This is a genomic window from Novosphingobium barchaimii LL02, from assembly GCF_001046635.1.
In the GTDB taxonomy this organism is placed as follows: Bacteria; Pseudomonadota; Alphaproteobacteria; order Sphingomonadales; family Sphingomonadaceae; genus Novosphingobium; species Novosphingobium barchaimii.
The window spans coordinates 1,268,107-1,291,495 of the sequence record NZ_KQ130452.1 but is presented as its reverse complement, the minus strand read 5'-3'; the positions used below and the strand labels follow the sequence as shown (position 1 = coordinate 1,291,495).

Here is a 23,389-nt window from a genome sequence, read left to right as displayed (position 1 = left end):
TGCAAGTGTGGCTAGCGCAGTCCCCCGGCGTATGTCGAAAACGGGATGCCAGCCTGCTGCAAGCATCGCTCGGGCGGGGGGGATCAGCCCTCGGATGCCATAAACGTGACCGTTACACGCAGGCCCGGCGCAGCATCGTGCAGTTCCAGCCGGGCGCCCAGCCGTTCGACTACCGCCTTGACGATTGCCAGGCCCAGCCCGCTGCCCGCCGGTCCCTGTTCGCCCTGCAGGCGGGCGAAACGGTCCAGTGCATGATCGCGCGAGGCGGCCGGGATACCGGGGCCGGTGTCGCTGACGGACAGCCAGGCATGGTCTTCCCGCATCTCAAGGCCAATCGTCGCCTCGCCGCCGCGCCGGTTGTAGCGGATGGCGTTGTCGACGAGGTTGGAGAGCATTTCGAACACCAGTGTGCGGTGCCCGTCGATGCAGAACGGTCCGTCGCCTTCGCAATCCAGGCGCAGTTCCACGTCGGCATCGATGGCCTGCCGGATGCGACGGGAGATGACCGCCTGGCTTACTTCACGCAGGTCGATACGTTCGAAGGGAGGCTGCTTGCCCGCCTCATCGGCGCGGGCAAGGGCGAGGAGCTGGGTCAGCAGGCGTTCCAGGCGGTCAGTTGCTTCCTCGATCTCGCGCAGCGCTTCGTGCGAGCCGCGCCGGGCCAGCGCAACCTGTACCTTGAGCACCGAAAGCGGCGTGCGCATCTGGTGCGAGGCATCGGCGGTGAAGCGCCGCATCCCCGTCGTGGCATAGTCGAGCCGTGCCAGCAGGCGGTCGAACGAGCGCGACAGCGGCTGCAGTTCGGCGGGCAGGGGCCCGGTCTGGAGCGGCGACAGGTCGGGCGCGGCGCGGGTGTCGCGCGCCTCGATCACGGTGCGCAGTTCGGCCAGCGGGCGCAGGCTCCATTGCAGCGCCGGGCGAATCAGCAGCAGGACGATGCCCATCAGTACGAATTCACCGATCAGCAGTGCAGTCATCAGCCCCCGTTCAAGCGCGCGGCGGTTTTCGAGGGTTTCAGCCACCTGCACGACTACCGGGCCGGCGATTCGCGGCAGGTCGCGCCGGATTTCGGCGATGCGGATCGACTGGCCGCGATATGTCGCAAAGCGGAAGCGGGGCTGGTCCGAGGGCAGGCCCCGGATAGTGGGTGCGGGCAGGTCGGCATACCCGGTCACCACGCGCCCGGCGACAGCGATGCGATAGTAGACGTTATCGCGCTCGCTGTTTTCCAGCATCCCGAAGGCGGCGGGCGGCAGGTCCAGCGTGACTTCGCCGTTTTCCACTTGCACCGTCTCCGCGATCGCGCCGAGCGCGCCGCCCAGCACACGGTCGTTGGTGCGGCGAACGACGTCGGCGATCAGCACCCAGCCGATCAGGCCCAGCGCCAGCGCCGGGATCACCAGCGGACCCATCATTGCCGCCAGGAGCCGGTGGCGCAGAGAGACCGCGCGCCGTAGTTTCGCGGTTTCACTCATCGCCTAGGTGCGGTCGAGCATGTACCCGACCCCGCGCACCGTGCGGATCGCCGGGCCGTCCGGGGCCAGCTTGCTGCGCAGGCGCGTCACGTTCACTTCCAGCGCGTTGGAGCCGACCGGATCGTCGAAGCCGAACACTTCGGCTTGCAACGTCTCGCGGGAGACGATCTGGCCGGCGCGCGCCGACAGCGCTTCCAGCACCGACCATTCGCGGCGGCGCAGTTCGACAAGGCGCCCGTCCACTTCCACCCGCCCGGTGGAGCGGTTGATGGTCATCGTGCCGATCCGCACTTCGGGCGCGGCATCGCCGCCGCGCCTGCGGCCCAGCGCACGCACGCGGGCTTCCAGTTCCTCCACCTCGAAAGGTTTGCGCAAGTAATCGTCGGCTCCAAGGTCAAGCCCGCGCACGCGGTCGTCCAGGCCGTCGCGGGCGGTCAGCATCAGGACCTGCGCCTGATCGCCCCGGGCACGTATGCGGGCGAGAACCTCGAAGCCGTCGATATCAGGCAGGCCGACGTCAAGGATGACCAGCGAATAAGGCTCGCTGCCGAGGACCGACAGGGCATCCTCCCCGCAGCACACGTGATCGACGGCATGGCCCGCCACGCGCAGCAGCGCAATGATGGCCCGCGCAAGCGCGGCATCATCCTCGACGATCAGAATGCGCATGAGCGGGATTCGTACCTGGGTACACCGTGAAAGGTGAATGACAGCTTGCGGGCGTAAGACATCGGCAGTGCTTATCCGACATTCGAGGCGGAAAGCGAGAGGAACTGGCATTGCGCATTCTTACACCCCTTCTGGCAATAGCGGCGCTTCTAGCGGTGCCTGCGGCTGCGCAGAAGCCGGCTGGCGCGAACTCCGCGCCCAAGCCCAGCACCGCCGTCCAGCGTCCGGCAGGCTATCCGCGCTCCTATGACACCACCATCGCCGATGCCCGCACCGAAGGGCGCGTGCGTATCTACGCCAATGCCGACCGCGCCGAGCTGGTGCCGGTGGTCGAGGCGTTCAAGCGCGCCTACCCGGGCATCAAGGTGTTTTATGCTGACCTTGGCTCCACCGAAATGTACCGCCGCTTCGTGAGCGAGACGCGCCGCCGTCAGTATTCGGCGGACATCGTCTGGTCCTCGGCGATGGACCAGCAGATCAAGCTCATCAACGACGGCTACGCGCAGCAATACGCCAGTCCCGAAAAGCCCGCGTTGCCCGAGACGGCGGTGTGGAAGAACATGGGTTACGGCGTCACTGCCGAGCCGATCGGCATCGTCTACAACCGCAAGCTGGTGCCGCCCGCACAAGTGCCGCGCAGCCATCAGGATCTCGAAAACCTGCTGCGCACGCGCCGCGCCGACTTTACCGGCAAAGTGGCGACATTCGATCCGGCCCGCTCGAACACCGGCTATCTTTATCTTTCGCAGGACTTCCAGACTACGCGCGACACCCGCAGCCTGATGAAGGCGATCGCCGATACCGGGCCGGTCCTGGCGACCAATACCGGGCCGATGCTGGCCGGCGTCGCTTCGGGCAAGCTCGCGATCGCCTACAACGTGATCGGGTCTTACGCGCTGGAGCAGGCGCGCTGGCACCCCGATCTCGGCGTCGTTTTTCCGCGCGATTACACGCTGGTGACATCGCGCATCGCCTTCATCTCGCGCGAGGCGCGCCATCCGGCGGCCGCACGCCTGTTCCTCGACTTTCTGCTTTCCCGCGCCGGGCAGGGGCAACTCGCCCGGCATAGTCTCTGGCCGGTGCGCAGCGATATTCAGGCGCGCCGCCTCCCTGCTGGACAGGCGCGCACGGTTCGCGTCGGCCCCCAGCTTCTCGTCAACCTTGATCGCCTGACCCGCGAGCGCTTCCTGCGCGAATGGAATACGATCCTTGCCTCCGGAAAAAATAAGCCATGACAGGATACCTGAAGGCCGGCGCTGCATTTGCCGCACTGATCGCCGCCACCCCGGCTCTTGCACAGGCCCCCAGCCGTGACGATCTTGCCGATCTCGTGCGCGCGCAGGCTGCTGAGATCGCCTCGCTGCGCCAACGTGTGGACCGCCTTGAGGCCGAGCGCACGGTGGCCGCGGCAACCCCGCAGCTGCCTGCGCCGGTACTGGCAGCCGCCGAGCCTGCCACGCTGCCCGAGCCGATCGTGACGCAGCCTTACGCCGCACAGCTCCTCCCCCCCGGTCCAGCTGAGCGCAACGTCGAGCGTATCCGCGCCGCAGCGGTTGCGGCGGCGGGCGGCAGCACAGAATGGGGGCAGGGCCTGCCCGTATTCCACTCTGCCGACGGCATGTTCACCTTCAAGCCGCGCGGGCGCATCATTACCGACGTCAGCACCTCGTTCGGTTCGAAGTCGGATGGCCGCAACATCACCACCACCGGCATGCGCGCCCTGCGGATGGGCCTCGAAGGCACCGTGGGCACGCACTTCTTCTACCAGTTCGAGAGCGATTTCTCGGAGAACGAAGTGGACGTCGTCACCGCCTTCATGGGCTGGCGCAATCGTATCTCGCCGGGCCTCGATTACGATGTGCGCATCGGCCACCTGTTCAACGACCGCAGCTTCGAAGGCTCGACCGGCTCGGATTCGACGCCGTTCCTCGAACGCACCGTGGTCGCCACCGCGATCATCCCGCAGCGCGCCTTCTATGGCCTCGGCATCATGCCGCGCCTGTTCTGGAAGACCGGCCACGCCTCGCTCACCCTGACCGGCGACCGCATTGATGGCGACCAGTCATCGTCCGACAACCGTACCGTGCTCGGCCGCGCACACTGGAATCCGATCAAGTCTGACCGTCAGGTGCTGCATGTCGGCATCTGGGGCTTCGACGAAATGCTGCACCCCGGCAAGAACACCCTGACGCGCAACACCGTGATCGGCGGCCGCTTCAACGGCGCACTGCGCCTGTCGACCGGCAACCTTATCGGCGGCACCGGCACCACCGGCTACGGCGTCGAACTGGGCGGCTATTCCGGACCGGTCTGGGTCATGGGCGAGGCGGGTGAGCGCCATGCGCGGCTCGACAATGGCCGCCCCGACTTCGTGACCAAGGCCTGGAGCGTGAGCGGCGGCTGGTTCATCACCGGCGACCTTCCGCCCTACAACCCGCGCCTTGGCAGCTTCGGCCAGCCCAAGGTCAAGCAGTCGATCTTCGAGGGTGGCCCAGGCGCCATCGAGATCACGGCGCGCTACGAAAACCTTGCCTTCGACGACATCGTCACCCCGGCGGATGGCTGGGCGGCGACGCTGGGCGTGAACTGGTATCTCAACAGCTTCACGCGCTTCCAGGTCAACGCGATCCACTGGAACACCAACAATACCGCCGGTGTCTACACCGGCAAGGACGACGGCGAGACGCTTTCCGCGCGTGTCGGCGTGACGTTCTGATCCCTCTTACAGATACGTAAAGGACAATCATGAGCCTTGCTCTGATCGGCTTCCTGATGGTGGCCACATTCATGACGCTTATCATGACCAAGCGGATGACACCGCTGGTTGCGCTGATCGTCGTGCCCACGCTTTTCGCGCTGCTCGCCGGCTTTCACGCGGGCCTTGGCGACATGATGATCGACGGCCTGAAGAAGCTGGCCCCTACGGGCGTCATGCTGCTGTTCGCCATCCTGTTCTTCAGCACGATGACCGACACCGGCCTGTTCGACCCGCTAGTTGGCAAGCTGATCCGGCTGGTCCACGGCGATCCGATGCGTATCCTCATCGGCTCGGTCGTGCTGTGCGCGCTGGTCAGCCTCGATGGTGACGGTTCGACAACCTACATCATCACGATGGCGGCGATGCTGCCGCTCTACAAGCGGTTCGACATGAACCGGCTGCATCTGGTCTGCCTGCTGATGGTGACCAGCGGCGTGATGAATCTGACGCCGTGGGGCGGCCCCACCGCCCGCGCTGCCAGCGCCCTCAAGCTCGATCCGGCCACGCTGTTCGTGCCGCTGATCCCCGGCATGATCGCGGGCCTTGCGTTTTTGATCCTGCTGGCGATCCACTTCGGTCGCAAGGAACGCCGCCGCATCGGCAAGGTGGAACTTCCCGCCGTTCTCGACGCTGCCGACCTCGCGGTGTCGCAGTGGCCCGAGGCGCGCCGCCCGAAGCTGATCTGGTTCAACGCCGTGCTGGTCATCGCGCTGCTGGTGCTGCTGGTGTGGGGCGTGCTGCCGCTGCCGATCCTGATGATGCTGGCTTTCGCCATCGCCATGATCGCCAACTATCCTGATACCAAGTCGCAGAAGGAGCGCATCGCCGCCCACGCCGGCAACGTGCTGGCGGTGGTCGGCCTGATCTTCGCAGCGGGTATCTTCACCGGCATCCTGTCGGGCACGGGCATGGTGGAAGCGATGAGCAAGGAAGTGGTCGGCGTGATCCCGCCGTTCCTCGGCCCCTACATGGCCCCGATCACCGCACTGCTTAGCCTGCCGGGTACGTTCTTCATCTCCAACGATGCGTTCTACTTCGGCATGCTGCCGATCCTGGCCGAGGCGGGCGCCCACTACGGCGTCGAGCCGATGGCGATCGCCCGCGCTTCGCTGATGGGCCAGCCTGTCCACTTGCTCAGCCCGCTGGTGCCGTCGACCTACCTGCTCGTCAGCCTCGCGGGCGTTGACCTTGCCGACCACCAGCGCTTCGCGCTGGTTCCGGCGGCGCTGTGCTGCCTGGTCATGACCGTGGTGGGCATGCTGGTACTGGCATTCCCGTTCGTGGGATGAAAATGGCGGCGTTCCCGACCGGTATGATTGCCCGCTTCCTCGCCGCGCTCGCTCTGGGCGCGGCTGGCGGGGCGCTGTTCTGGTTCATCGGGGCGCCGCTGCCGTGGGTACTCGGCTCGATGTTCGCCTGCGCGGCGGGCAGCATCGCGCGCCTGCCGATCGAGGCGTCTGCCGCCACCCGCAGGCCGATGGCGGCGGTGATCGGCGTCGTGCTGGGCAGCGCGTTCCATCCCGGCCTGTTCACCCAGGCGGCCGAGTGGATCGTGCCGATCGCGCTGCTGCCGGTGTTCCTGGGCATCGCGGCGTTCGCCTGTATCCTCTATTTTCGCCGCGTCGCCGGGTTCGATGCGCCGACCGCCTATTTCTCGGGCGTGCCGGGAGGCATCGCCGAAATGGTGGTTCTCGGCTCCGAACGCGGCGCGGACGAGCGCATGGTGGGCCTGATCCACGGCGCGCGCATCTTCCTCGTCGTATTCATCCTGCCGTTCCTGATCCGCGCCTTCGAGGCAGAGGTCCACGCCCCGGTCCTGGCCGCACCGCAGGTTGCGGGCGCGGCCGGCTGGTCGCTGCTCCCGTGGGCGCTGGGCTGCGCCGTGGCGGGCGCACTGGTGGGCCGAGCGCTGCGTTTCCCCGCATGGCACCTGATGGGCCCGCTGTTCGTCAGCGCCGTGGTCCACCTTTCGGGCCTGAGCGATTTTCACATTCCGCCCTGGGCCATCGCCGCCGCGCAGGTGGGGCTGGGCGCCACGATCGGTTGCCGCTTCGTCGGCCTCGACCTCGCCACGTTGATGCGCACGCTGGTGCTGGCGGCAGGCTCCACCGCGATCCTGCTGGCGGTGACGTTCTGCTGGGCCTTCGCCATTGGCTGGGCTACGGGGCTAAACCCCGCGCTCGTCGCGCTGGCCTATTCGCCGGGCGGGGTGGCGGAAATGAGCATGGTCGCGCTCAGCCTCTCGCTCGAGGCGGGCTTTGTGATCGTTCACCACCTCGTTCGCGTGATGCTGGTCATCGTTGCCGCGCCGCTCGCCTTTCGCATCATGGGAGCCCCAGCCGATGACCCTGCCTGATCCTTTGCTCCAGACCATCGCCATCCTCTATCAGGCGATAGAGCCCCCGGTGATCGACGGCGCCCGCAAGGAAGCCAAGCCCGGCGGCTATTCCGACAGCGGCGCCGACATCGGCGTCGCGCTACGCTCCGCCGGCTGCACGCTAGCGACACCGGTGGCTAATCCCGATCCCACGCAGGTCTTTGATTGGGTATGGCCCGACACGGCAGAGGGCATCGCCGCCGCGCTGGCGGCCGGGGCCACGGTGCTCTGGGCCAATACCGTTGTCTTCGCCGGCCACCCCATTGAGGCCGCCAGCCGTCAGGCATGGATCGTCGGCCCCGACCCGCAGGCGATGCAGGCCATCGACAACAAGGCGGCGACCAATGCCAAACTTCTTGCAGCGGGCCTGCCGGTGGCGCGTTCGTGGCTGATCGATGGGGATGCGGTAGACCTTGATGCCGAAATCGCAGCGTTTGCGTCCAGCCTGCCGCTGGTGGTCAAGCCCCTGCGCGGACGCGGCAGTCAGGGCGTGGGCGTGGCCCGCGATTTCGACCAGCTGGCGAGCCAGGTCGCCGCGCTGGCCGCCAGCCGCCGCTTCGGCCCCGCAATCATGCTGGAGCAGTTCCTGCCCGGTGCGGAAATTACCATCACCGTCATGCCCGCCGCCGCGCGGCCCGGCGAAACCGCGCCCTTCGCGCTGCCGCCGGTGCACCGCTTCGATCAGGTGGACGACGTTGCGCCCTACAATGGCGACGTTCCCGTCAGCCACAACAGCGCGGCGATGACAGCCGCCGAGTGGGCCGCGCCCGCCATCGCCGCCGTAACGGCAGCCTGCGAGGCCGCCGCCGCGCTGCTCGAAATCCGCGCCACTATGCGCATCGACTGCCGCGCCGATGCGGACGGCCAGTTCGTTCTGTTCGACGTCAACGCCAAGCCCAACCTGACCGGCGCCGGCCGGCCGGGCCGCGCCGACGAGGACAGCCTGTCCACCCTCGCCGCTGCCGCCTCAGGCTGGCGCTACTCCGACTTTCTCGTCGCCGCGCTCCGCGCCGCATGGACCAACAAGGAAGACCCCGCATGAACGACCTGTGGCAGCACATCGTTGCCGATTTCTCTAACATTGGCTCCCCCGCCGCATTGGCTGCGTTCGGGCAGGTGGTGCTGATCGACATCATGCTGGCAGCGGATAACGCTATCGTCGTGGGCGCTCTCGCAGCGGGCCTGCCCGCGCAAATGCGCCGCAAGGTCATCCTGATCGGCGTGCTGGCCGCGCTGGTATTGCGCGTGATCTTCGCGTTGGTGGTAAGCCAGTTGCTTCAGCTCGTCGGCCTCGTCTTCGCGGGCGGCTTGCTGCTTATCTGGGTCGCATGGAAGATGTGGCGCGAACTTCAGGATGCAAATGATGGTGAAGGCGATACCGACGCCATCACCAAGTCGGCCCCGCGCAGCTTTGCCGCTGCCGCCTGGGCCGTGGCCGTGGCCGATGTCAGCATGAGCCTTGACAACGTGCTGGCGGTGGCCGGCGCCGCGCGCGATCATCCCGGCATCCTTGCCATCGGTCTGGTCCTGTCCGTCGCCCTGATGGGTCTCGCCGCCAACGTCCTGGCGCGCGTGATCGAGCGTTACCGCTGGCTTGCCTACGTCGGCCTGCTGGTGATTCTCTATGTCGCGGGCAAGATGATCTGGGAGGGCCTTGTGGACCCCTCGCGCGGACTGCTCGTGCTGTTCTGACGACCGATCTGGCCCGAGCCCCTGAAAGGGCTTCGGCCGGATAGGACATACCGCCCGATAGGCAGCCGCTTCCAGCCTTATTATGAGAACACCTTCCTGGAGGAGGCCTGTCTTGCGGATTTCGGTTTATGCTTGCCTGTGGCTGCCGCTCGCCTTGTGGGCCTGCTCGGACGACAGGCATGACGAACGCCTGCTCGCCGCCGGACCGGATCGAAGCGTGGAGGCGCTGCTGAAGGTGGCTGACGCCAATGCCGGCGCCCGCAAGTTTCGCACTTGCGCAGCCTGTCACACGATCACCCCCGGCGCATCGGATCGGGGCGGCCCGAACCTTTACGGTGTGTTCGGCCAAATCCCTGGTCAAAATAGCCGACGCTATGGCTACACGGCGGCCCTACGCGGCGCGGGCGGTATATGGGATGCGCGCAGGTTGGACGCCTGGCTTGCCGATCCCCGAAAAGTGGTTCCGGGCACGAACATGCAGTTCGCAGGCGTTCCCGATCCGCTCGACCGGGCCGATCTGATCGCATATCTGCGCAGCCAGTCAGATTAATGCTTGGTCGGATAACCCTGTGCATAACTTGTGGGTTTTCTGTGGCAACAGAGCCAGATCCCTGGCTGGGGCGGCAGGAGCCCCAGTCAAATTTTCACGCCCTACAAGGCTTTGAAAATACTGGCATACAGCCCGCGGCTGCACAGCCACTTGGTACAGCGTGTTGGCACAATCGACAACCCGGTTTTATCGCTTTCCAGCCATCCGAGCCGCGCGGAACATGACAACACTATTTCTACTACTGGGACGATCCGGACAGGCTCCTTTTGGGCGGCGTCTCCGCCTAAATTGCCTTTCGTTCATTTCGGCATGAGCCAGCAGGACGGTCCGACGTTGGGACTAACCTGACTGTCGGGTCCTGAGCGCCGGAGCGCTGATTCCGGACGTAATGACCAAACGAGCCGTCCGCATGGCCAACTGTACCGACACTTTTAGCTGCAGATCTCTAGCCATTCTCGAACTATTCTTTAAGCTCGTGGCCAGGTGAAATCGAAGCGGCCATCGTAGTAGTGGCGGCGCATGTGGACTAGGTCAGCCTCCCAATGGGCGATCGCTGTATGGAAAGAAACACCGCTCCGGCGTTTTGCATTTTTCACGAAGGCCGCAAGGCATTCAGCGATTTTATGAAGGCGTGGTCCGGTGACCGGCTGGCCCCAAGATGCCATGTATTCCAGATCGTTCAAGGGTGGCAGCCGCATCACGAATACTTGTCCGAGCAGGCGCGCGCGCTGCACTGCCGTTAGGGGGCTGCTGGCGCCTACCTGATACCCGAGGCACCCCAGCATGCCCCTTTCGTAAAGGTTGATCACACTCGACTTGGTCACCGCTGCTGCCGCGCCGATTTCGGTCGATGGCCACGGGAAGTAGTCTGGCTCACCAGGTTTCAGGCTGCGGCGCCGATCCCATTCGGCTTCGATCAGGTTCAGACGTTGTTTGGCTTCGACCACATTCCGAGCGTTGGGATTCTCATCTTCATATCGGAGCAGGATCGTGAATGCGGCGTTCCAGTCGCGCTGCAGTTTTTCGAATGGCGACGGCGCTGCGGCAACTTTTGCCTCTGCGTCCCGCTGTTCACGAAGGCGGGCATTGAACGCAATTCGGCTGGCGTCGTTCGACTGCTTGCCTTTCCTGGCAGAGTCCTTTGCGGCTTTCTGCCGTTCGGCTTTGGCCAGCAAAGCCTGCAGTGCGGACTGTTTTCGGGCAGCATCTCTCGCTACGGCTTTTTCGGCCTTCAATTTCTTCTTCGGTTTTGCGGGGGCTTGATCGGTGGCTTGTTGTCGATTTGCCTCCGCGCTGCGCTTAGCCTTCTTTAATTTCGCAGAAGTGTAGAAATCCTCCGGGCCTAGAGTCCTGCGCTTTTTGTGGCGTGAGATGACGATCTGGGGCTTGTCGGTTGTATCGACCTTCGAACCAGCTGGCAGATCGGTCCGTCGTGCGGATGGGGGTGTCGTCCCCGCTTCCTTGGCTATGGCGGGCATCTTGCCTTTCTGCTTCGGCGGGGTCTTCGGCGCCTTCGCTGGTTGCCGCGCGATCGCGGAACTAGGCGTGGCGGTTGGCAGACGGAATACCTCGCGAAGGGCGTCTTCCAGCGCGGAGTTGTTTAGCGATGGGGCGGTCGTCGCGTTGCCGCCGTTGCGTGGGGACCGCGACTTAACCGCAGCTGGAGGAGGCGAAGGACGATAGACGACCGGTTCGTAGACGCCCGTCTGCGAAACTGTCTGCTCTGCATGACGGAACGCGGCATTGATCTTGCGCCGTCGCTCGATTTCCGCCTGGCTCAGGGGCTTTTGCTCTGGAGGACGCTTCTTCCGTTTCAAGGCACCGGCTCGCTTACCGATGGAGTTACCGTCCCGAGAAGCACAGGAAATTCGTCTTTCGGCACCCTTTTTGGGCTTGGTGGCCATGAAGGAAAGAGAAGGTGACCGCTCTTTCGCAAATCGTTGGCGATCCTATTCAGCTCGGTCAGGCGGATGACGTGGTTCGCCAGCACATGGGTCCATATGTCACCCCATGCCCTACCGGTGCCGGATGTGGGGACAATGTCCAACAGTAGGTGTCGCGCCTTCTCCATCTCGTCGATGAGAAACACTGCGTTAGGGTCCGGTGCCATTTCCTGCATGGATCCGAGCAGTTCGAGCTGGCTCGACTTTTCAGCCAGCTTCTCGACTTTCTTTCGGCCGATGATGTCGGCCTGTACTCCCAGCGACTTGATCTGGCAGTCCCGGAATACCTCGATGCCCGGCGGCTGCCGCGTTCCATAGACAAGAAAGTAGAGGGTGCGATCGCGATCCGGCCGTTTCACATCGACGTCGGCAACATATTTGTATCCTGCGACCTTGGATACTGCGCATTCGAATGCCTCCACGATCGCACGTTTGCGCATTTCCGGGGTAGCGGCAGGATTCTGTTCCAAGGCGCGCAATTGATTGCGCCAATCCTCGGTAGGGATCAGCTTGTCGAGGACTGGCGCCACCTTGTCGTCTTCGAAAAGCGCGAACCGGTTCACGAAGTCGAACATGAAATTAAAGACGACTTCGCATCGTGGCCTTCCGATTAGGGGCTTCAGCGCCTGCAAATCGAGCGAAAAGCCCTTGGGGTCGATCAAAATGAAGGAAAATGCCTGGCTCGGGATGCATCGGGCAATAGCCGGCGCAATCTCGGTGAAGTCACCCTTGTGGGTGTGGATTTCCACTTCTGGGAACATCGCCTGCAATTCAGCGAGCCGGGCATAGGCGTGGGGGCTTTTCTCCACCAGGTGGGCGGTCATCTTAACCTGGCGCGGGTTGTGGGCTATTCCTGCCCATGAGCGCTTGGCGTCAGTCAAAGCCTGCAGGGCAATGCCGAACGATGTATCCTCGAACTGCTCCGACTGGTTCTTCCATGGGCCGGAAAATCCATCGACGTAGACTACCTCGCCATACTTGCTGGCGATCTTGTGGATCAGGCGTTCAAGGTAGTGCTTCAGGAAATGGTGTTTGACCAGCGCCTGCTCCCGCCCGGTGTAATGCTCTGGCGCCAGCGCCACGCTCAGGCCGCTGCTCTTGATGGCAGGGAGGCCGGAAGCTCGTTCCATTCCCGTCCATCCAGCTCGCGGCCACCGGACTTCGGTCTGATGCCACCCCACTGCTTGAAGAAGAAGGCGACGTTCTGCGCGGCGCACTGATCACGAATCTCCCGTGCCCATTCGATCGCCATGGGACGGGCGCCAGGTCCGCTTTCGCCGCCCGCGATCACCCAGTGGATGCCGGTCAGATCGACTTGTCCTACGGCGCCGATAAGCGGCTCGACCGATAGGAACCGTACGCCGGCGGGTGCCTGGCGCAGGTGCTCGATGCGCGCGCTGGAGTTCGCGTCCTCGACAGACACGCCCAGCCAGATGTGGGCGGGCGGCGTCCGGTCGCGATAGCGGCGGTTGAGATAGTCGCGCATGAGCGAACTGCGCTTGGTCAGCACCTGGAAGACATGCCAGTCGGCCTGCTCCATCGTGTCGAAGACCTGATCGATGAACGTGCCGGGAACCTTCTTGTGGAACAGGTCCGACATGGAGTTCACGAAGATCATCCGTGGTCGCTTCCATGCTAGTGGCTGAGCGAGGCGCTCAGGTCGCAGAGTCAGATCGAAACCATGCTCGAAAGGGTGGCCAGGGATGCCGCGCCAGCGTTCCGAAAAGCGTTCTGCATAGCAGTTGTCGCAACCGGCCGTGATCTTCGTGCAGCCCGTCACCGGGTTCCACGTCGCATCCGTCCATTCGATTGCACTGCCGTCAGCCATTTCATGCGCCCCCAGGAACGAAACGTGAATCTGCCACAGGCGGAGTCGCGTTGCAACGAAAGAAGCGTGGCCGTTCGACCATTGCTACAGTCGATGTCAACGACAGAATGCTAGACAAGCGCCTGCAATGCCAGACATATTGCTCGTCGGGCACAAGTGCCGACAGGGGTGGCGCATGGCGAAGAAGCGGCATTACGACTGGAACATCGGCGAACCATTGCCAGAATTGGGGCTGCATAGCTTCGCGAAACATCAGATTTTCGACGCGTATATCACCGCGTACATTCGGACGCTGACGAAGAGTCATCTGACCCGCAAGCTCAAGCTGACCCTCGTCGATGGATTCTGCGGGGGCGGGATGTACGCCATGGGCGCCAACGAGGTCGATGGATCGCCGCTGCGCATGCTCGCTTCCGTGGAAAGAGCCCAGGCCGAACTGGACGCCGCCCGGGCCCGCGGCCTCGAGATCGACGCCGAATTCGTCTTCGTCGATGCCAACCCCAAGCACGTGGACTTCCTGCGGGAGGTCCTGCGCCAGCGCGGATATGAATCTCGGATCGGCAAGGACATCCATATCTACACGTCCAAGTTCGAGGACGTCAGCGACGAGATCATCCGAAGGATCCAGGCCAAGGGGCGCGCCCATCGGTCCCTGTTTTTCTTGGACCAGTACGGCTGGAGCGCGGTCACCTTCGCCACCATACGCCAGATAATGGCGTCGCTCCAAAATCCAGAAGTCGTCCTGACGTTCATGGTGGACCATCTGGTCAACCTGCTAACCGACAAGATGATCGATACGCCGGGGCTGAGCGCAATCGACCTGCGCCGCGAAGACGTACAAGACATGCTGCAGATGAAGGAGCAGCGCGGCTGGAAGCGGCTGATCCAGAACACGCTGTACGAGCACATTCAGCAGAATACGGGCGCAACCTACTACACCCCGTTCTTCATCCATCCCGAGGGCGGATCGAACCGCGATTATTGGCTGCTTCACCTTTCACGTCACCACCAGGCCCGAGAGGAGATGGGCAAGATTCACTGGCAGCATGAGAACACGTTCGAGCATTTCGGGCGTGCCGGCTTCAATTCGCTCGGGTTCATGCCGGGCGTGGACGTGCGAGAGGACATGCTGGAGTTCGGGTTTAACGACAATGCCCGCACGCGGTCCGAGGCGGCGGTCGTCGATCAGCTTGCGAAGATGCTGCATGCGCGCGTGGCTGCCGGGGAGGCCCCGCTGACCAAGAAGCAGCTGTTCCTCGCCAATTGCAACGACACGCCCGTCATCAGCAGCATCGTCGACGCATCCCTCGCCACGTTGCGGGAAGCCAAGGATATTCGGATCATCACCCCGGACGGCGCCGTTCGCCGTTCCGCGATGCAGATGGGTTGGGACGATCGAATCGAATTGGTGGAAAGCCCGACGTTGTTCTCTCTCCTTGGCCGACGCGCGGCCTGACATTGCGAGCCGATTGAGACCTCCACCCGAGCCGAAAGCCTACTTTCAGAAGAGGTCGACGCCTGACGCTTCCTAAGGCAAAGGTCCCCGACGATGTAGCAGCATCGCTAGTTCTGCAGAGCCAGACCACGATCGAAGCCACTACCGTCCAAAGCATGCCAGTACCTTCAGTCCGAAGCGTTCCGGGCGATCTTGCCTCGGATCATAGGGCCGCAAGAGCTGGCAAAGCGATCGCCATCATCAAAAATCACGGAGACGTGGCCCGGGGATCGACAGCCAGGAATCGCAACGACATTGGCCCCCTGAGCAAGAACCCAAGCCAGCGACCGGCGCACGGAAGCCTCCACCTCTGCTCCCATATCGGCACCAGAACCACCATCATGGGGGCGTTCGCTCGTGGAGCACTGAGCGAAAGCAGCCATTGATGTCCTGAGATCATCTGGCTGTCCCGACTTTGAGCCTGTCAAAACGCCCCGCCCCAGTGGGGAGAAGGCCATGAAACAAGCTCCCCGCGCCATAGCGGCAGCGACTTCCTCAATCTTCTGGCCGGTCACCAGGGAAAGCTCGTTCTGAACAGCGCCGAAGGCGCGTGTCGTCGGACGCCGTGTAATTTGATCGGCAGAAACGCCGGCGATCCCGAACTCGCCCACTTTGCCCGCGGAGATCAGATCCTCGATGCAGGCCTGAACGTCGTCGTCCGACGTTTCGGGATCGGCGCGGTGCTGGAGCAGCAAGTCGATGCGATCACGCCTCAAGCGCGTGAGCGAGGCCTCGACGGACTTTTTGATCGTTTCGGGCCGACTGTCGCGGTATAGCTTGCCCCCAGCATCGGCATAGAGACCAAACTTGGTGACAATGGCTGCATTGGGGAGGTCGCACAGCACATCGCCCAGCAACGTTTCGTTTGCGCCATTGCCATACAGCGGGGCCGTGTCGAAAAGCGTCACGCCATTATCTAGGGCTGCGGCGAGCGTCGCGACGGCTTGCTCACGGCTAACGGCGCCATAAATCCCGGTCAGTGCCATGCAGCCCAGCCCGATGCGGCGCTCTCCTGCCAGGGTAATCGCCCGGTCTTCGGCGATCCTTACGGGATCATTCTGATCGAGGGCCAACTTCAGGCGCCGCGGTCTTGGTCGTCGAAAGCGGCAATGGCGAACGTCAGAGCTGCATCCGCGCCGCCATGGCGAAGAAGGTGGCGGTCGGGCATGACCCTGTCGACTACGCGGGTGACCGCCTCGGCGGCCCTCGCCCGGAAAAGCGCGTCCCCGTCCCGGCCTTCACCGAGCTCGACGGATGGATCAAGGACCGTCACAAAGGCGAGGTCATATTCGGGCGCCCAGGCCTCGCATATCCGCTCCAACGCCTGTATGCGGGCGGGCGGGATCGACCTGGAGGTGTGCAGGAGCGCCGCCTGAAGGTATCCCAGAGCATCAGCGACGGGACGGTCCACGAGGACGACGTCTGCCGAGAGGGTTGCCTCGGTTTCCAGCTCGATGGCCCTCGCCATCAGCCAGGCCGTGCTTTCGAAGGTATGGTGCGCAAGGATTGGGAAGCCTCGATCCTGGGCGTTGACCGCGCTATCGTGGACGTAGGCCACCGCAAGCCCGCGCTGTTCGAACACCGCCTTCAGCCTTGTGAGGAAGGTGGTCTTGCCGGTGGAGTGGGTTCCTGCGACCGCAATCCGGAATGGTGATCGCCTCACAGGAGCAAGCCTTGTGCGCCGCCGAGAATGTCCGCATCTGCCAGGATCGCGCGTTGGTCTTCCTCTGTGCGATCACGCAGCATGTGGTCCAGAAGGAGAGCTGACAACACCGCATCGAAGGGAGCCGAGTGCGCCTTCCCGCCGGTAATCTTCTCAGCCCGAGGGCTCAGGTCCAGCTTGGATCCGAGGTACCCCAGCCCATGCTTGTCCTCGGCGGAAAGGAGGCGCCGCGCGATCTTCAACGTGTCATAGGCCGCTGCGGGCTCCCACCCTTCAAGCGCCGGGCTGAGGATGTCCAACTCTACCTTGACGTTATGGCCAACGATGGCCTTGTCCTCGAGCCATAGCAGCACGTCATCGACCACATCCTCGAGATCGGGCGCGTCGACCACGTCCTCATCCCAAATCCCGTGAATGCGAGCCGCTATCGGGGAGATTCCGTTCTTCGGCCTGAACCGCCAATGCTTACTGCGCCCGGTCAGAGACAGCCCGTCCATCTCGGCGATTGCCAGTTCCACGATCTCGGGGGGCGACTTTCCGCTGCCCTCGACGTCGATGGCCCACATTATCTCGCTCAATTCCAGCCCTCCTCGGCGCGGCCGTGGCGTTCCGGCAGATGCGGCTCAGCACGATCATGCACCTGGAAGCCCAGTGAATGCTGAATGAAGTAGCGCTGCTGTTCGCAGCTGTCCTCAACAATCACCTTTTCTGCAGCGATTTCAATACCCGCAGGATCCAAACCGACTCTCTGGGCGAGCGATGACAGCCGGTTCGGCGACGGCGTACTATGCCCCGCTGCGCAGAGCTCGATCTGGTTCGACGGGCAGATGTCGCATATCTCCCGAATGCCGTAATGACCGTTGTAATCGGCTTCGCCGTAGGCGTAGGCGATACCACAAGAGGTCTTGCGGAAAATCGGCGTGCCGCAATAGCGGTTCAGGATGCGCTGCTCGACCTCGCGCGGGAGAATCTTGCGCCTCGGCACGTCCTGATAGAGATCCTCGACGCCTGCCGAGCGGAAGTGTTCGCGGATCTGGTCGCGATGGAACAGGCCGGTGAAGACGGTGGCGTCCGCGAAGTGCGAGAGTGCACTGGCGCTGTCGATGCACTCGTCGGTGTCGTTCACGCCAGCTATGATTGGACGCCAGTAGAGAATCCTCTTTGTCCGGCGGGCGTGCTGCGCCAGCACTTCGAGCGACCTTTCCGCGATCACGCTGTCAACCGGTTCGAGACGGGGGTCCGTGATGCCAGACCATGTCACCAAGACCGTGACCTTGAGATGCCGCAGGCGCTCGAGGCGCTCGACATCCTCTGGCGCGACCTTCCAGCGGGTAATGACCAGAACGTGGTTTCGGAGCCCATGTCCATCAAGCAGTTCAAGGGAGTGTAGCATATGCTGCTTCACGAGAGGCAGAAACGGATCGGTTGCCCGATTGAAGATCTGGACGGGGGTGACGTGGGGGACAAATGCCCAATTCGCAATCAACGCGGCCACGGCCTGTTCATCGCTCATTACAAGGTGGGGGCGCTTCATCTCGAAGTTGTCGAACAGGTGGCGCACGCAGTAGCCGCAATCGAGTGGGCACCCGACGACGTGGTTCAGGCTGAGCCCAGATTTCCGGTATTCCACGACATTGCTGAGGCTGGCTGGTAGATCTGCGGGTGCCTTTCGGAGTTGCTTTTCCCGTTCCAGATCGCCAATCTCTACCATTTCCGCTTCCTTCTGGGGCCAATGCTCTCTTCGCTGGCAAGACAGATATTCTATTTGAGTTAGATGGTTATAAATAATTTGCTCGCGGTATTATGCCAAGAAGGTGGACTAGACCGTCTGGAGCCACGATGTTCAGTCCGGTTCCTCGCTCGCGTTCGCCAGAGGCTACAAGGCGGCTAAAAATCGTCATCCTCTCACGATCCATGGTCATCTCGCCCCAGACTGCATCCTGGATGTATCGCGCAACGAAACCCGCAAGAACATCAGCGATCTGGATGCCGATGGACTCGTGTGAACGCAGGAACTCCAATTTCGCGGATTCCGAGAACCTGAAATCTGCGGTTTTAAGCGACGGTATCACGTCCTCGTTGGTAAACGCCTCCATCACCATCTTGTTTTGAAGCAGGATGTCCCCGAATTGAAGCTGCTCGTCATGAAACAGCGTCACACCCGACACCTGCTTATCGAGGAAGCGGTTGATCCGGGCATAGATGTGGGTGAAGGATGACAGGTTCGGCAGGACCCAGAGGGTCTTACCCTTGGGTGAGATGTCCGGAACAGGCAGCGCGCGTTCTACCGCCTTTGCCTTCGGGAGTTTGCGAAAATCCTTGAGGCTGTCGCGGGTGAAGAGGACGAAGGCCTCGGCTACTCCTTCGGTGGGAAGCCGGGTTGTCTGGGCCCAGCGGATGACCTGCTTATAGAAATCGCGGACTTCGACGTAATCTCGGCTCTGGCAGCAGGCGATGAAGGCCTTGGCTATCTCGGGCGGCCCGTAAAGCGCCATATGATCCGTCATCACCCCCTTCATCCAAAGCGTGTCCGGTTGAACGTCGCATGGTCCGACATAGGGCACGACGATCCGCTCGATGATGTTCGTGACGACGAAATAGTGCTTGTCCACCGCCTCGATGAAGATCGGGCAACCGGCCTCCTCGAGCAGGTCGAGAAGGTCGGAAACGAATTGTGGCCGTTCATAGGCCTGTTTGGACTTCACCTCGACGGACTGGAAACGATGGGCCGCCTTCAGAGCCTCGAACTTGGTCTTGAACGGTTGTTCGAGGTCGCAGCCCACTGCGGCAAGCGTGAACATGCGCTGCTCCTGGCCATAGCTCTCGGTCTTGGCCCGGGTCAGGTCGCCCGTATTGCCACTTTCATCAATGTAGTAGGCCATCGGCGCGGAGCATGCGCGATAGGAGGTGTCTTCTGTCTTTTCCACGTCTCGATGGCCTTCCTTTTGCCGGATCGCATGTGCCCGCGCGTTGAGCACCACAGTAAATCCAAACATGGCAAGCTTGACGGCATCACATCACGGGACGCCAAGCTTGCCTGATACAGCTTCAAGCTTCGATTTGTCCCACTCGCCCTTGAGGAGGACTGCCATATGCTCCTCGAGCTGATCCGCCAGCGCGGCATGAGGCGTCGTTCCTGACTCGCCCGCAGTCGCGAGGGCGTCGAGCACGTGGTGGACCGCGCGATCCGGATCATGCGCGTCACCACCGGCAGGCGGCGGTGTGCGACCGGCCGGATTGAGGCGCAGCCGGATCCCGGTCCGCAGCCGGTCGACCTGCTCCCAGTCGGCGCTGGGTCCGCCCCGCTGATCGGCCCGCAGCTGTGCCGCGAGCCGCTCGACCTGATCGCGCATCTCGGCCCGCCATTTCGCTCGCTCCGCGGTGACCGTTTGCACCAGCACGGTTTTGGCAGTGTTGTCGGCCGCGGTTGCAGCCGCGATGTTGGCCACGTCGCGCGCGCTGTTCCTCGCGCTCGTTTCGGACTCCTGCGCGCTCCTGGCCGCACTGCGCGACTTGAAGTAGCTCGCTAATGCGGTTGCGATGACACCGCTCGCGGTTAGCACCGTCGTGACCGAACTGTCGAACTTCAGGTGCGCAAGGACACCGGCGATGGCGGTGACGGTTCCGACCGCCATGCCAATATCGGCCTTCGAGACATCGATGCTCATGCGCTAATTGCTCCCTGCCCCGGCGGGCGGATGGGCACTCCTCCCTGACGCCAGCAAAAGCAGCCGTACGAAGCCGAACATGCGCACGAAGAGCCAATCCAACTGCTCCGAGCAGTCGATCATTTCCTGCGTCACCTCCGAATGGCGAATGCGCAGGGTGTTGCCGATAGAAGTGAGCGTCTTCGCCTCCTCCGCGAGCGCGTCACGCATTCTCGTGCCGGGAGCGGCGGCGCGATCCAGCAGAGCATCGGCCTGGGCGCGCTTATCTGCCCCGGGCTCGACGGTCTTCATACGCTCGAAGGCATCCCACAGCTTTTCGGTCGCGTCTCGGCGATCATCGAGCTTCGGCGATAGGAAGCGGGAGCGAGCATATTCCAGCAGGCGATCGAGCTCCGCTTCGCCGGTATCGAACATTTGCCAGCCAAGCGCCTGTGCGACAGGCTGCGGAAGTATCCGCTGCGCGCGTCCGTCGGGATCGAGCTTGAAAGCGATGCCGTTGCGCTGGAATAGGAGATTCACGTCCGCGATGAACGAGGCGAGGCCGGCGGCTCGGTCCCATGTCATGTGATAGTGGCCATGATAGGAATGGTAACTGCCGAGGATAGGTTCGCCGACCGCCTTGGCACAAAACTCCAGCAGGTCGAGCACGACCGGCGTTTCGGGTAGTTCGCTCCGTCGCAGTGGCCAGTCGATCCAAGGGACTTCGGCTTGCAGGAATTGCGCGAAGGCCTGCCGATCGCAACCGCAGGGCCCGTTTCCGTCAGGACATTGGTCGGTGAATCGAAAACCAAAAGCGCCGCTTCCAATGCGCATGTCGATCAGCGCGTGGAGGGCACCCCAGACGCGCTCGTCAACCGCTTCCGATACTGCTGGCCGCACGCCATATTCGCGGTCCGTGAAGTAACCCGTGCTCACCCCTGTTCCTCTCTGAAGCCACGAAGTTTTTGAACAGTGGCTGTAACCATCCGTTGGATGAAGGCCTACTCAATTGTCGTACAAGCGTGCCGTTGATGGGGATATCGCTTCGCCGGCGTTGCAGTGAGAGTTACGAAGTCGTCCAGACTCTACCGGCCGAGAAATCCTTCAGAAGAAGGGTCGAGTGGCCGCCCTTCCGTACGACAGATTGCAAACGATAGTCGGTCGATCGATCATCCGGCCAGTCCCGGCGGAATAGCCGTTGGGCGTGGCACATTCCGAGAAAGGCTTCGACGTTATTATGATCTATTATAGAGCCGAAAAACCCCACAAGATCGAAACTCACGCCGATGTAGTCCGCGCCTGCAGCAGAGTTTTCTCCAAAACCACGGCCGAGCTTTTTTAGCAGGCACCAGTGCCGGCCATTTGTCAGTATCCCGAACACCGGCAAGTAATGATCGAGGTAGGTCAGTATCTGATCAAGCGGGGTAACATAGCCGGTCGATGAGTTTCGTCCCGCCAGCACCGTCCCATAAGGCTTGGTCTCCAGGATCGCGAGTGTCTCGAAAAAGCTCCGGACTTCAAAATCAGGACGATGGGATGTCGGCGATGGCTGGGAGAATTTCGCCTTCTTTCCAACCAGTACATATTGACCAAAGTCAAGTAATGTTAGAATCGGAACGATGACATTGATGACGGCATCGATCTCAGTCCAATTCTGATAAGACTTTTCACCCTTAACGATTATAGGGCACAGGGTTTCTACCGATCGATGGTACAAATTCCGATCAATTAAATCCTCGTATAGTTGCATCTGCGATATCCAAACCTGCTGTAGTTCGGCGTACAAGACACGCCGTTCAACGAAAGGCGATAGCCAGGGTCGTATCATAGTCGGGCGGACCGGCAGGGGCCAGCGTTCCGAACACCCTCATCATCATGTCGTGCTGCATGCGCTGACGCAGCGGGTTGATCGAGGCAGTATTTATCGAGACATTCATGGCAAGTTCCTCTCCGTTGAAGGAACTGGCAGCCTCACCTCGCTAAAGGCCTATTTATAACACGCGCGACGACGCCACGCGCGCCCCTCCCGCGCAAGCGGGTTTGTGCATGGGTTGACTGCGATGGGCGAGGCTTGGGACAAACACACCGTTAGCAGCCGACGTTCGAGCTTCCGCGTAATCGCCCGCAGAACGAGGAGCCCTAGCCGCTTGCCGAGATGCCGGTTGCGAGCCGAGCAATTACTGGCGACCATCATCCGGTCACCTGTGCCGCGGGGCGTGCAAAGATGCGACCGGTGAGTCAGTACATTGCGTGGAAAATAAGCGATCTCACCTGCTCCGTCTTCGCTACATCTGCCTTTGCCTCTGCCTCTGCGCCACGCATGTAGGTCATGTACTCGTCGAACATGTGGTCTAACATGACGGAGTGCCCTTGCAGATCCACCCCCTGCGTCAGGAACTCGCTTAGCGCCCGCTCGTCGGCGGGTTCCAGAAACCAACCGTCCCGCGTGGGATGGCGCTGGCTGTTTATAGCCCTGAAGACATCCGTGAAAGCTTGGCGCCCCTCGGACTGTATTTCTAAGGGACCGACGCCCTCTCGATCGGCTGCTTCCACGATTAGGTGCGAGTGGAGGTTGGAAAGTTGGATGCACTGCTTGACGATGCCGCCGACGCTCGACGTGTATCCCTTGGCGTCGCGGTCGTCGTCAAACGGCGAATTGAGCGGCATGCGGTAGGAATAGTACTCCCGCCGGAGACGGAGGTCTTCCATCGTATCTTTGATCTGATACCGGATTATGCCTTTCGGTCCACAGAACGCAGAGTGGAAAACGTTGGGTAGCTTGCTGTGCGTCGGTTTCGCGATGGCTGACGTTTTCTCATCGGGGTGTAGGTAGAGCACACCCCAAACCGCATGTAGTACGGCGTAATAGGAAAGGTAATAAAACGTAACGCGCGATCCGGCCTTGCTCGCTTCCTCGGCGGCGAGCGCAAAATGAGTTGAGACAAATGCCGACTTGAGGGATTGCCGTAGCCGCACCGACCAAGCTGTTGTCTCGTGTTGGTCCCAGCCGCATATCAGCTTTCTATATCTGCCAATCCAAGTGCTGAAATATTGCGTGCATGCATCGGCACTGCCAAGATTGATGTTCAGATGGATAAAGCTCGTACCGTATTTGATGTGCCGTTCAAGGCCGAACTGCGGCCATTTTGCTTCTTCTGTCACACTCATTTTGCTCAGTCCCATCGGGAATGACGTCACCATGGGTCAACGCCTAAGTAAAGCCTGAAACGCACTCCTAAAATACGAATGGCGGGAGCACATATCCTTGGGAAGCGGCAAGGCGAAAAGACTG

23 protein-coding genes are annotated in these 23,389 nt (G+C 62.3%); 8 read left to right on the top strand and 15 right to left on the bottom strand.

From position 1 onward, the window contains the following. Positions 1-83: 83 nt before the first annotated feature. Both V474_RS06305 and V474_RS06300 read right to left on the bottom strand, forming a co-directional pair. Positions 84-1,475, bottom strand: coding sequence for a sensor histidine kinase (locus V474_RS06305; RefSeq protein ID WP_059150595.1), 1,392 nt, complete (start codon positions 1,473-1,475; stop codon positions 84-86). A gap of 3 nt (positions 1,476-1,478) precedes the next feature. After that, positions 1,479-2,144, bottom strand: coding sequence for a response regulator (locus V474_RS06300; protein ID WP_059150594.1), 666 nt, complete (start codon positions 2,142-2,144; stop codon positions 1,479-1,481). Between the two features lie 110 nt (positions 2,145-2,254). Between V474_RS06300 and V474_RS06295 the strand changes: the two genes are divergently transcribed. The 7 genes from V474_RS06295 (at position 2,255) to V474_RS06265 (ending at position 9,521) form a co-directional block, all read left to right on the top strand. Further along, positions 2,255-3,379: an ABC transporter substrate-binding protein gene (locus tag V474_RS06295; RefSeq protein ID WP_082699604.1), complete on the top strand. Its 1,125-nt coding sequence runs from the start codon at positions 2,255-2,257 to the stop codon at positions 3,377-3,379. After that, positions 3,376-4,860 (top strand): OprO/OprP family phosphate-selective porin, encoded by a 1,485-nt coding sequence (locus V474_RS06290; RefSeq protein ID WP_059150592.1) that lies wholly within the window; start codon positions 3,376-3,378, stop codon positions 4,858-4,860. The genes V474_RS06295 and V474_RS06290 overlap by 4 nt, the downstream gene beginning before the upstream one ends. A 29-nt stretch (positions 4,861-4,889) precedes the next feature. Then, entirely contained in the window at positions 4,890-6,191 is a 1,302-nt protein-coding gene (locus tag V474_RS06285) for a CitMHS family transporter (protein ID WP_059150591.1), read from the top strand. Between the two features lie 2 nt (positions 6,192-6,193). Further along, positions 6,194-7,258: an AbrB family transcriptional regulator gene (locus V474_RS06280; RefSeq protein ID WP_201785992.1), complete on the top strand. Its 1,065-nt coding sequence runs from the start codon at positions 6,194-6,196 to the stop codon at positions 7,256-7,258. Then, the gene (locus tag V474_RS06275; protein WP_059150590.1) at positions 7,245-8,321 is read left to right on the top strand and encodes a D-alanine--D-alanine ligase family protein; all 1,077 of its coding nucleotides are present in this window, start codon (positions 7,245-7,247) and stop codon (positions 8,319-8,321) included. The genes V474_RS06280 and V474_RS06275 overlap by 14 nt, the downstream gene beginning before the upstream one ends. Then, positions 8,318-8,971: a YjbE family putative metal transport protein gene (locus V474_RS06270; protein WP_059150589.1), complete on the top strand. Its 654-nt coding sequence runs from the start codon at positions 8,318-8,320 to the stop codon at positions 8,969-8,971. Before V474_RS06275 ends, V474_RS06270 begins: the two co-directional genes overlap by 4 nt. A gap of 82 nt (positions 8,972-9,053) precedes the next feature. Then, positions 9,054-9,521, top strand: a complete 468-nt coding sequence (locus V474_RS06265; RefSeq protein ID WP_059150588.1) for a c-type cytochrome — start codon at positions 9,054-9,056, stop codon at positions 9,519-9,521. A gap of 467 nt (positions 9,522-9,988) precedes the next feature. Here V474_RS06265 and V474_RS25490 read toward each other — a convergent pair whose 3' ends face one another. The 3 genes from V474_RS25490 to V474_RS06250 are packed head-to-tail and all read right to left on the bottom strand — an operon-like array spanning position 9,989 to position 13,292. Continuing rightward, positions 9,989-11,425, bottom strand: coding sequence for a hypothetical protein (locus V474_RS25490; protein WP_148649288.1), 1,437 nt, complete (start codon positions 11,423-11,425; stop codon positions 9,989-9,991). Continuing rightward, complete coding sequence (tcmP, locus tag V474_RS06255) at positions 11,335-12,594, bottom strand: three-Cys-motif partner protein TcmP (protein WP_059150586.1); 1,260 nt, start codon at positions 12,592-12,594, stop codon at positions 11,335-11,337. Before tcmP ends, V474_RS25490 begins: the two co-directional genes overlap by 91 nt. After that, on the bottom strand, positions 12,549-13,292 hold the full coding sequence (locus V474_RS06250) for a DUF5131 family protein (protein WP_059150585.1): 744 nt from the start codon (positions 13,290-13,292) through the stop codon (positions 12,549-12,551). The genes tcmP and V474_RS06250 overlap by 46 nt, the downstream gene beginning before the upstream one ends. 175 nt (positions 13,293-13,467) lie before the next feature. On the opposite strand from V474_RS06250, the gene V474_RS06245 reads away from it, so the two are divergent. Continuing rightward, positions 13,468-14,748, top strand: a complete 1,281-nt coding sequence (locus V474_RS06245; RefSeq protein ID WP_082699603.1) for a three-Cys-motif partner protein TcmP — start codon at positions 13,468-13,470, stop codon at positions 14,746-14,748. 167 nt (positions 14,749-14,915) lie between these two features. On the opposite strand, the gene V474_RS06240 is transcribed toward V474_RS06245, so the two are convergent. The 10 genes from V474_RS06240 to V474_RS06200 form a co-directional block, all read right to left on the bottom strand. Continuing rightward, the gene (locus tag V474_RS06240) at positions 14,916-15,860 is read right to left on the bottom strand and encodes an aldo/keto reductase (protein WP_059150584.1); all 945 of its coding nucleotides are present in this window, start codon (positions 15,858-15,860) and stop codon (positions 14,916-14,918) included. Positions 15,861-15,862: 2 nt separating this feature from the next. Further along, the gene (locus V474_RS06235) at positions 15,863-16,450 is read right to left on the bottom strand and encodes an AAA family ATPase (RefSeq protein WP_059150583.1); all 588 of its coding nucleotides are present in this window, start codon (positions 16,448-16,450) and stop codon (positions 15,863-15,865) included. Further along, positions 16,447-17,028, bottom strand: a complete 582-nt coding sequence (locus tag V474_RS06230; RefSeq protein WP_059150582.1) for a 3'-5' exonuclease — start codon at positions 17,026-17,028, stop codon at positions 16,447-16,449. Before V474_RS06230 ends, V474_RS06235 begins: the two co-directional genes overlap by 4 nt. Further along, positions 17,025-18,161 carry a radical SAM protein gene (locus V474_RS06225; protein ID WP_059150581.1) on the bottom strand — a complete coding sequence of 379 codons (1,137 nt, stop codon included), beginning with the start codon at positions 18,159-18,161 and terminating at the stop codon, positions 17,025-17,027. The genes V474_RS06230 and V474_RS06225 overlap by 4 nt, the downstream gene beginning before the upstream one ends. A gap of 67 nt (positions 18,162-18,228) precedes the next feature. Further along, positions 18,229-19,446, bottom strand: a complete 1,218-nt coding sequence (locus V474_RS06220; protein WP_148649287.1) for a DUF3800 domain-containing protein — start codon at positions 19,444-19,446, stop codon at positions 18,229-18,231. 21 nt (positions 19,447-19,467) lie between these two features. Beyond that, positions 19,468-20,118 (bottom strand): hypothetical protein, encoded by a 651-nt coding sequence (locus V474_RS06215; RefSeq protein ID WP_059150580.1) that lies wholly within the window; start codon positions 20,116-20,118, stop codon positions 19,468-19,470. A 3-nt stretch (positions 20,119-20,121) separates the two neighbouring features. After that, complete coding sequence (locus tag V474_RS06210) at positions 20,122-21,033, bottom strand: hypothetical protein (RefSeq protein ID WP_082699602.1); 912 nt, start codon at positions 21,031-21,033, stop codon at positions 20,122-20,124. Positions 21,034-21,163: 130 nt separating this feature from the next. After that, on the bottom strand, positions 21,164-21,847 hold the full coding sequence (locus V474_RS06205; RefSeq protein WP_059150579.1) for a hypothetical protein: 684 nt from the start codon (positions 21,845-21,847) through the stop codon (positions 21,164-21,166). A 46-nt stretch (positions 21,848-21,893) separates the two neighbouring features. Further along, positions 21,894-22,034, bottom strand: a complete 141-nt coding sequence (locus V474_RS26095) for a hypothetical protein (RefSeq protein ID WP_169795011.1) — start codon at positions 22,032-22,034, stop codon at positions 21,894-21,896. Between the two features lie 301 nt (positions 22,035-22,335). Beyond that, complete coding sequence (locus V474_RS06200; RefSeq protein ID WP_059150578.1) at positions 22,336-23,298, bottom strand: hypothetical protein; 963 nt, start codon at positions 23,296-23,298, stop codon at positions 22,336-22,338. Positions 23,299-23,389: the final 91 nt, after the last annotated feature.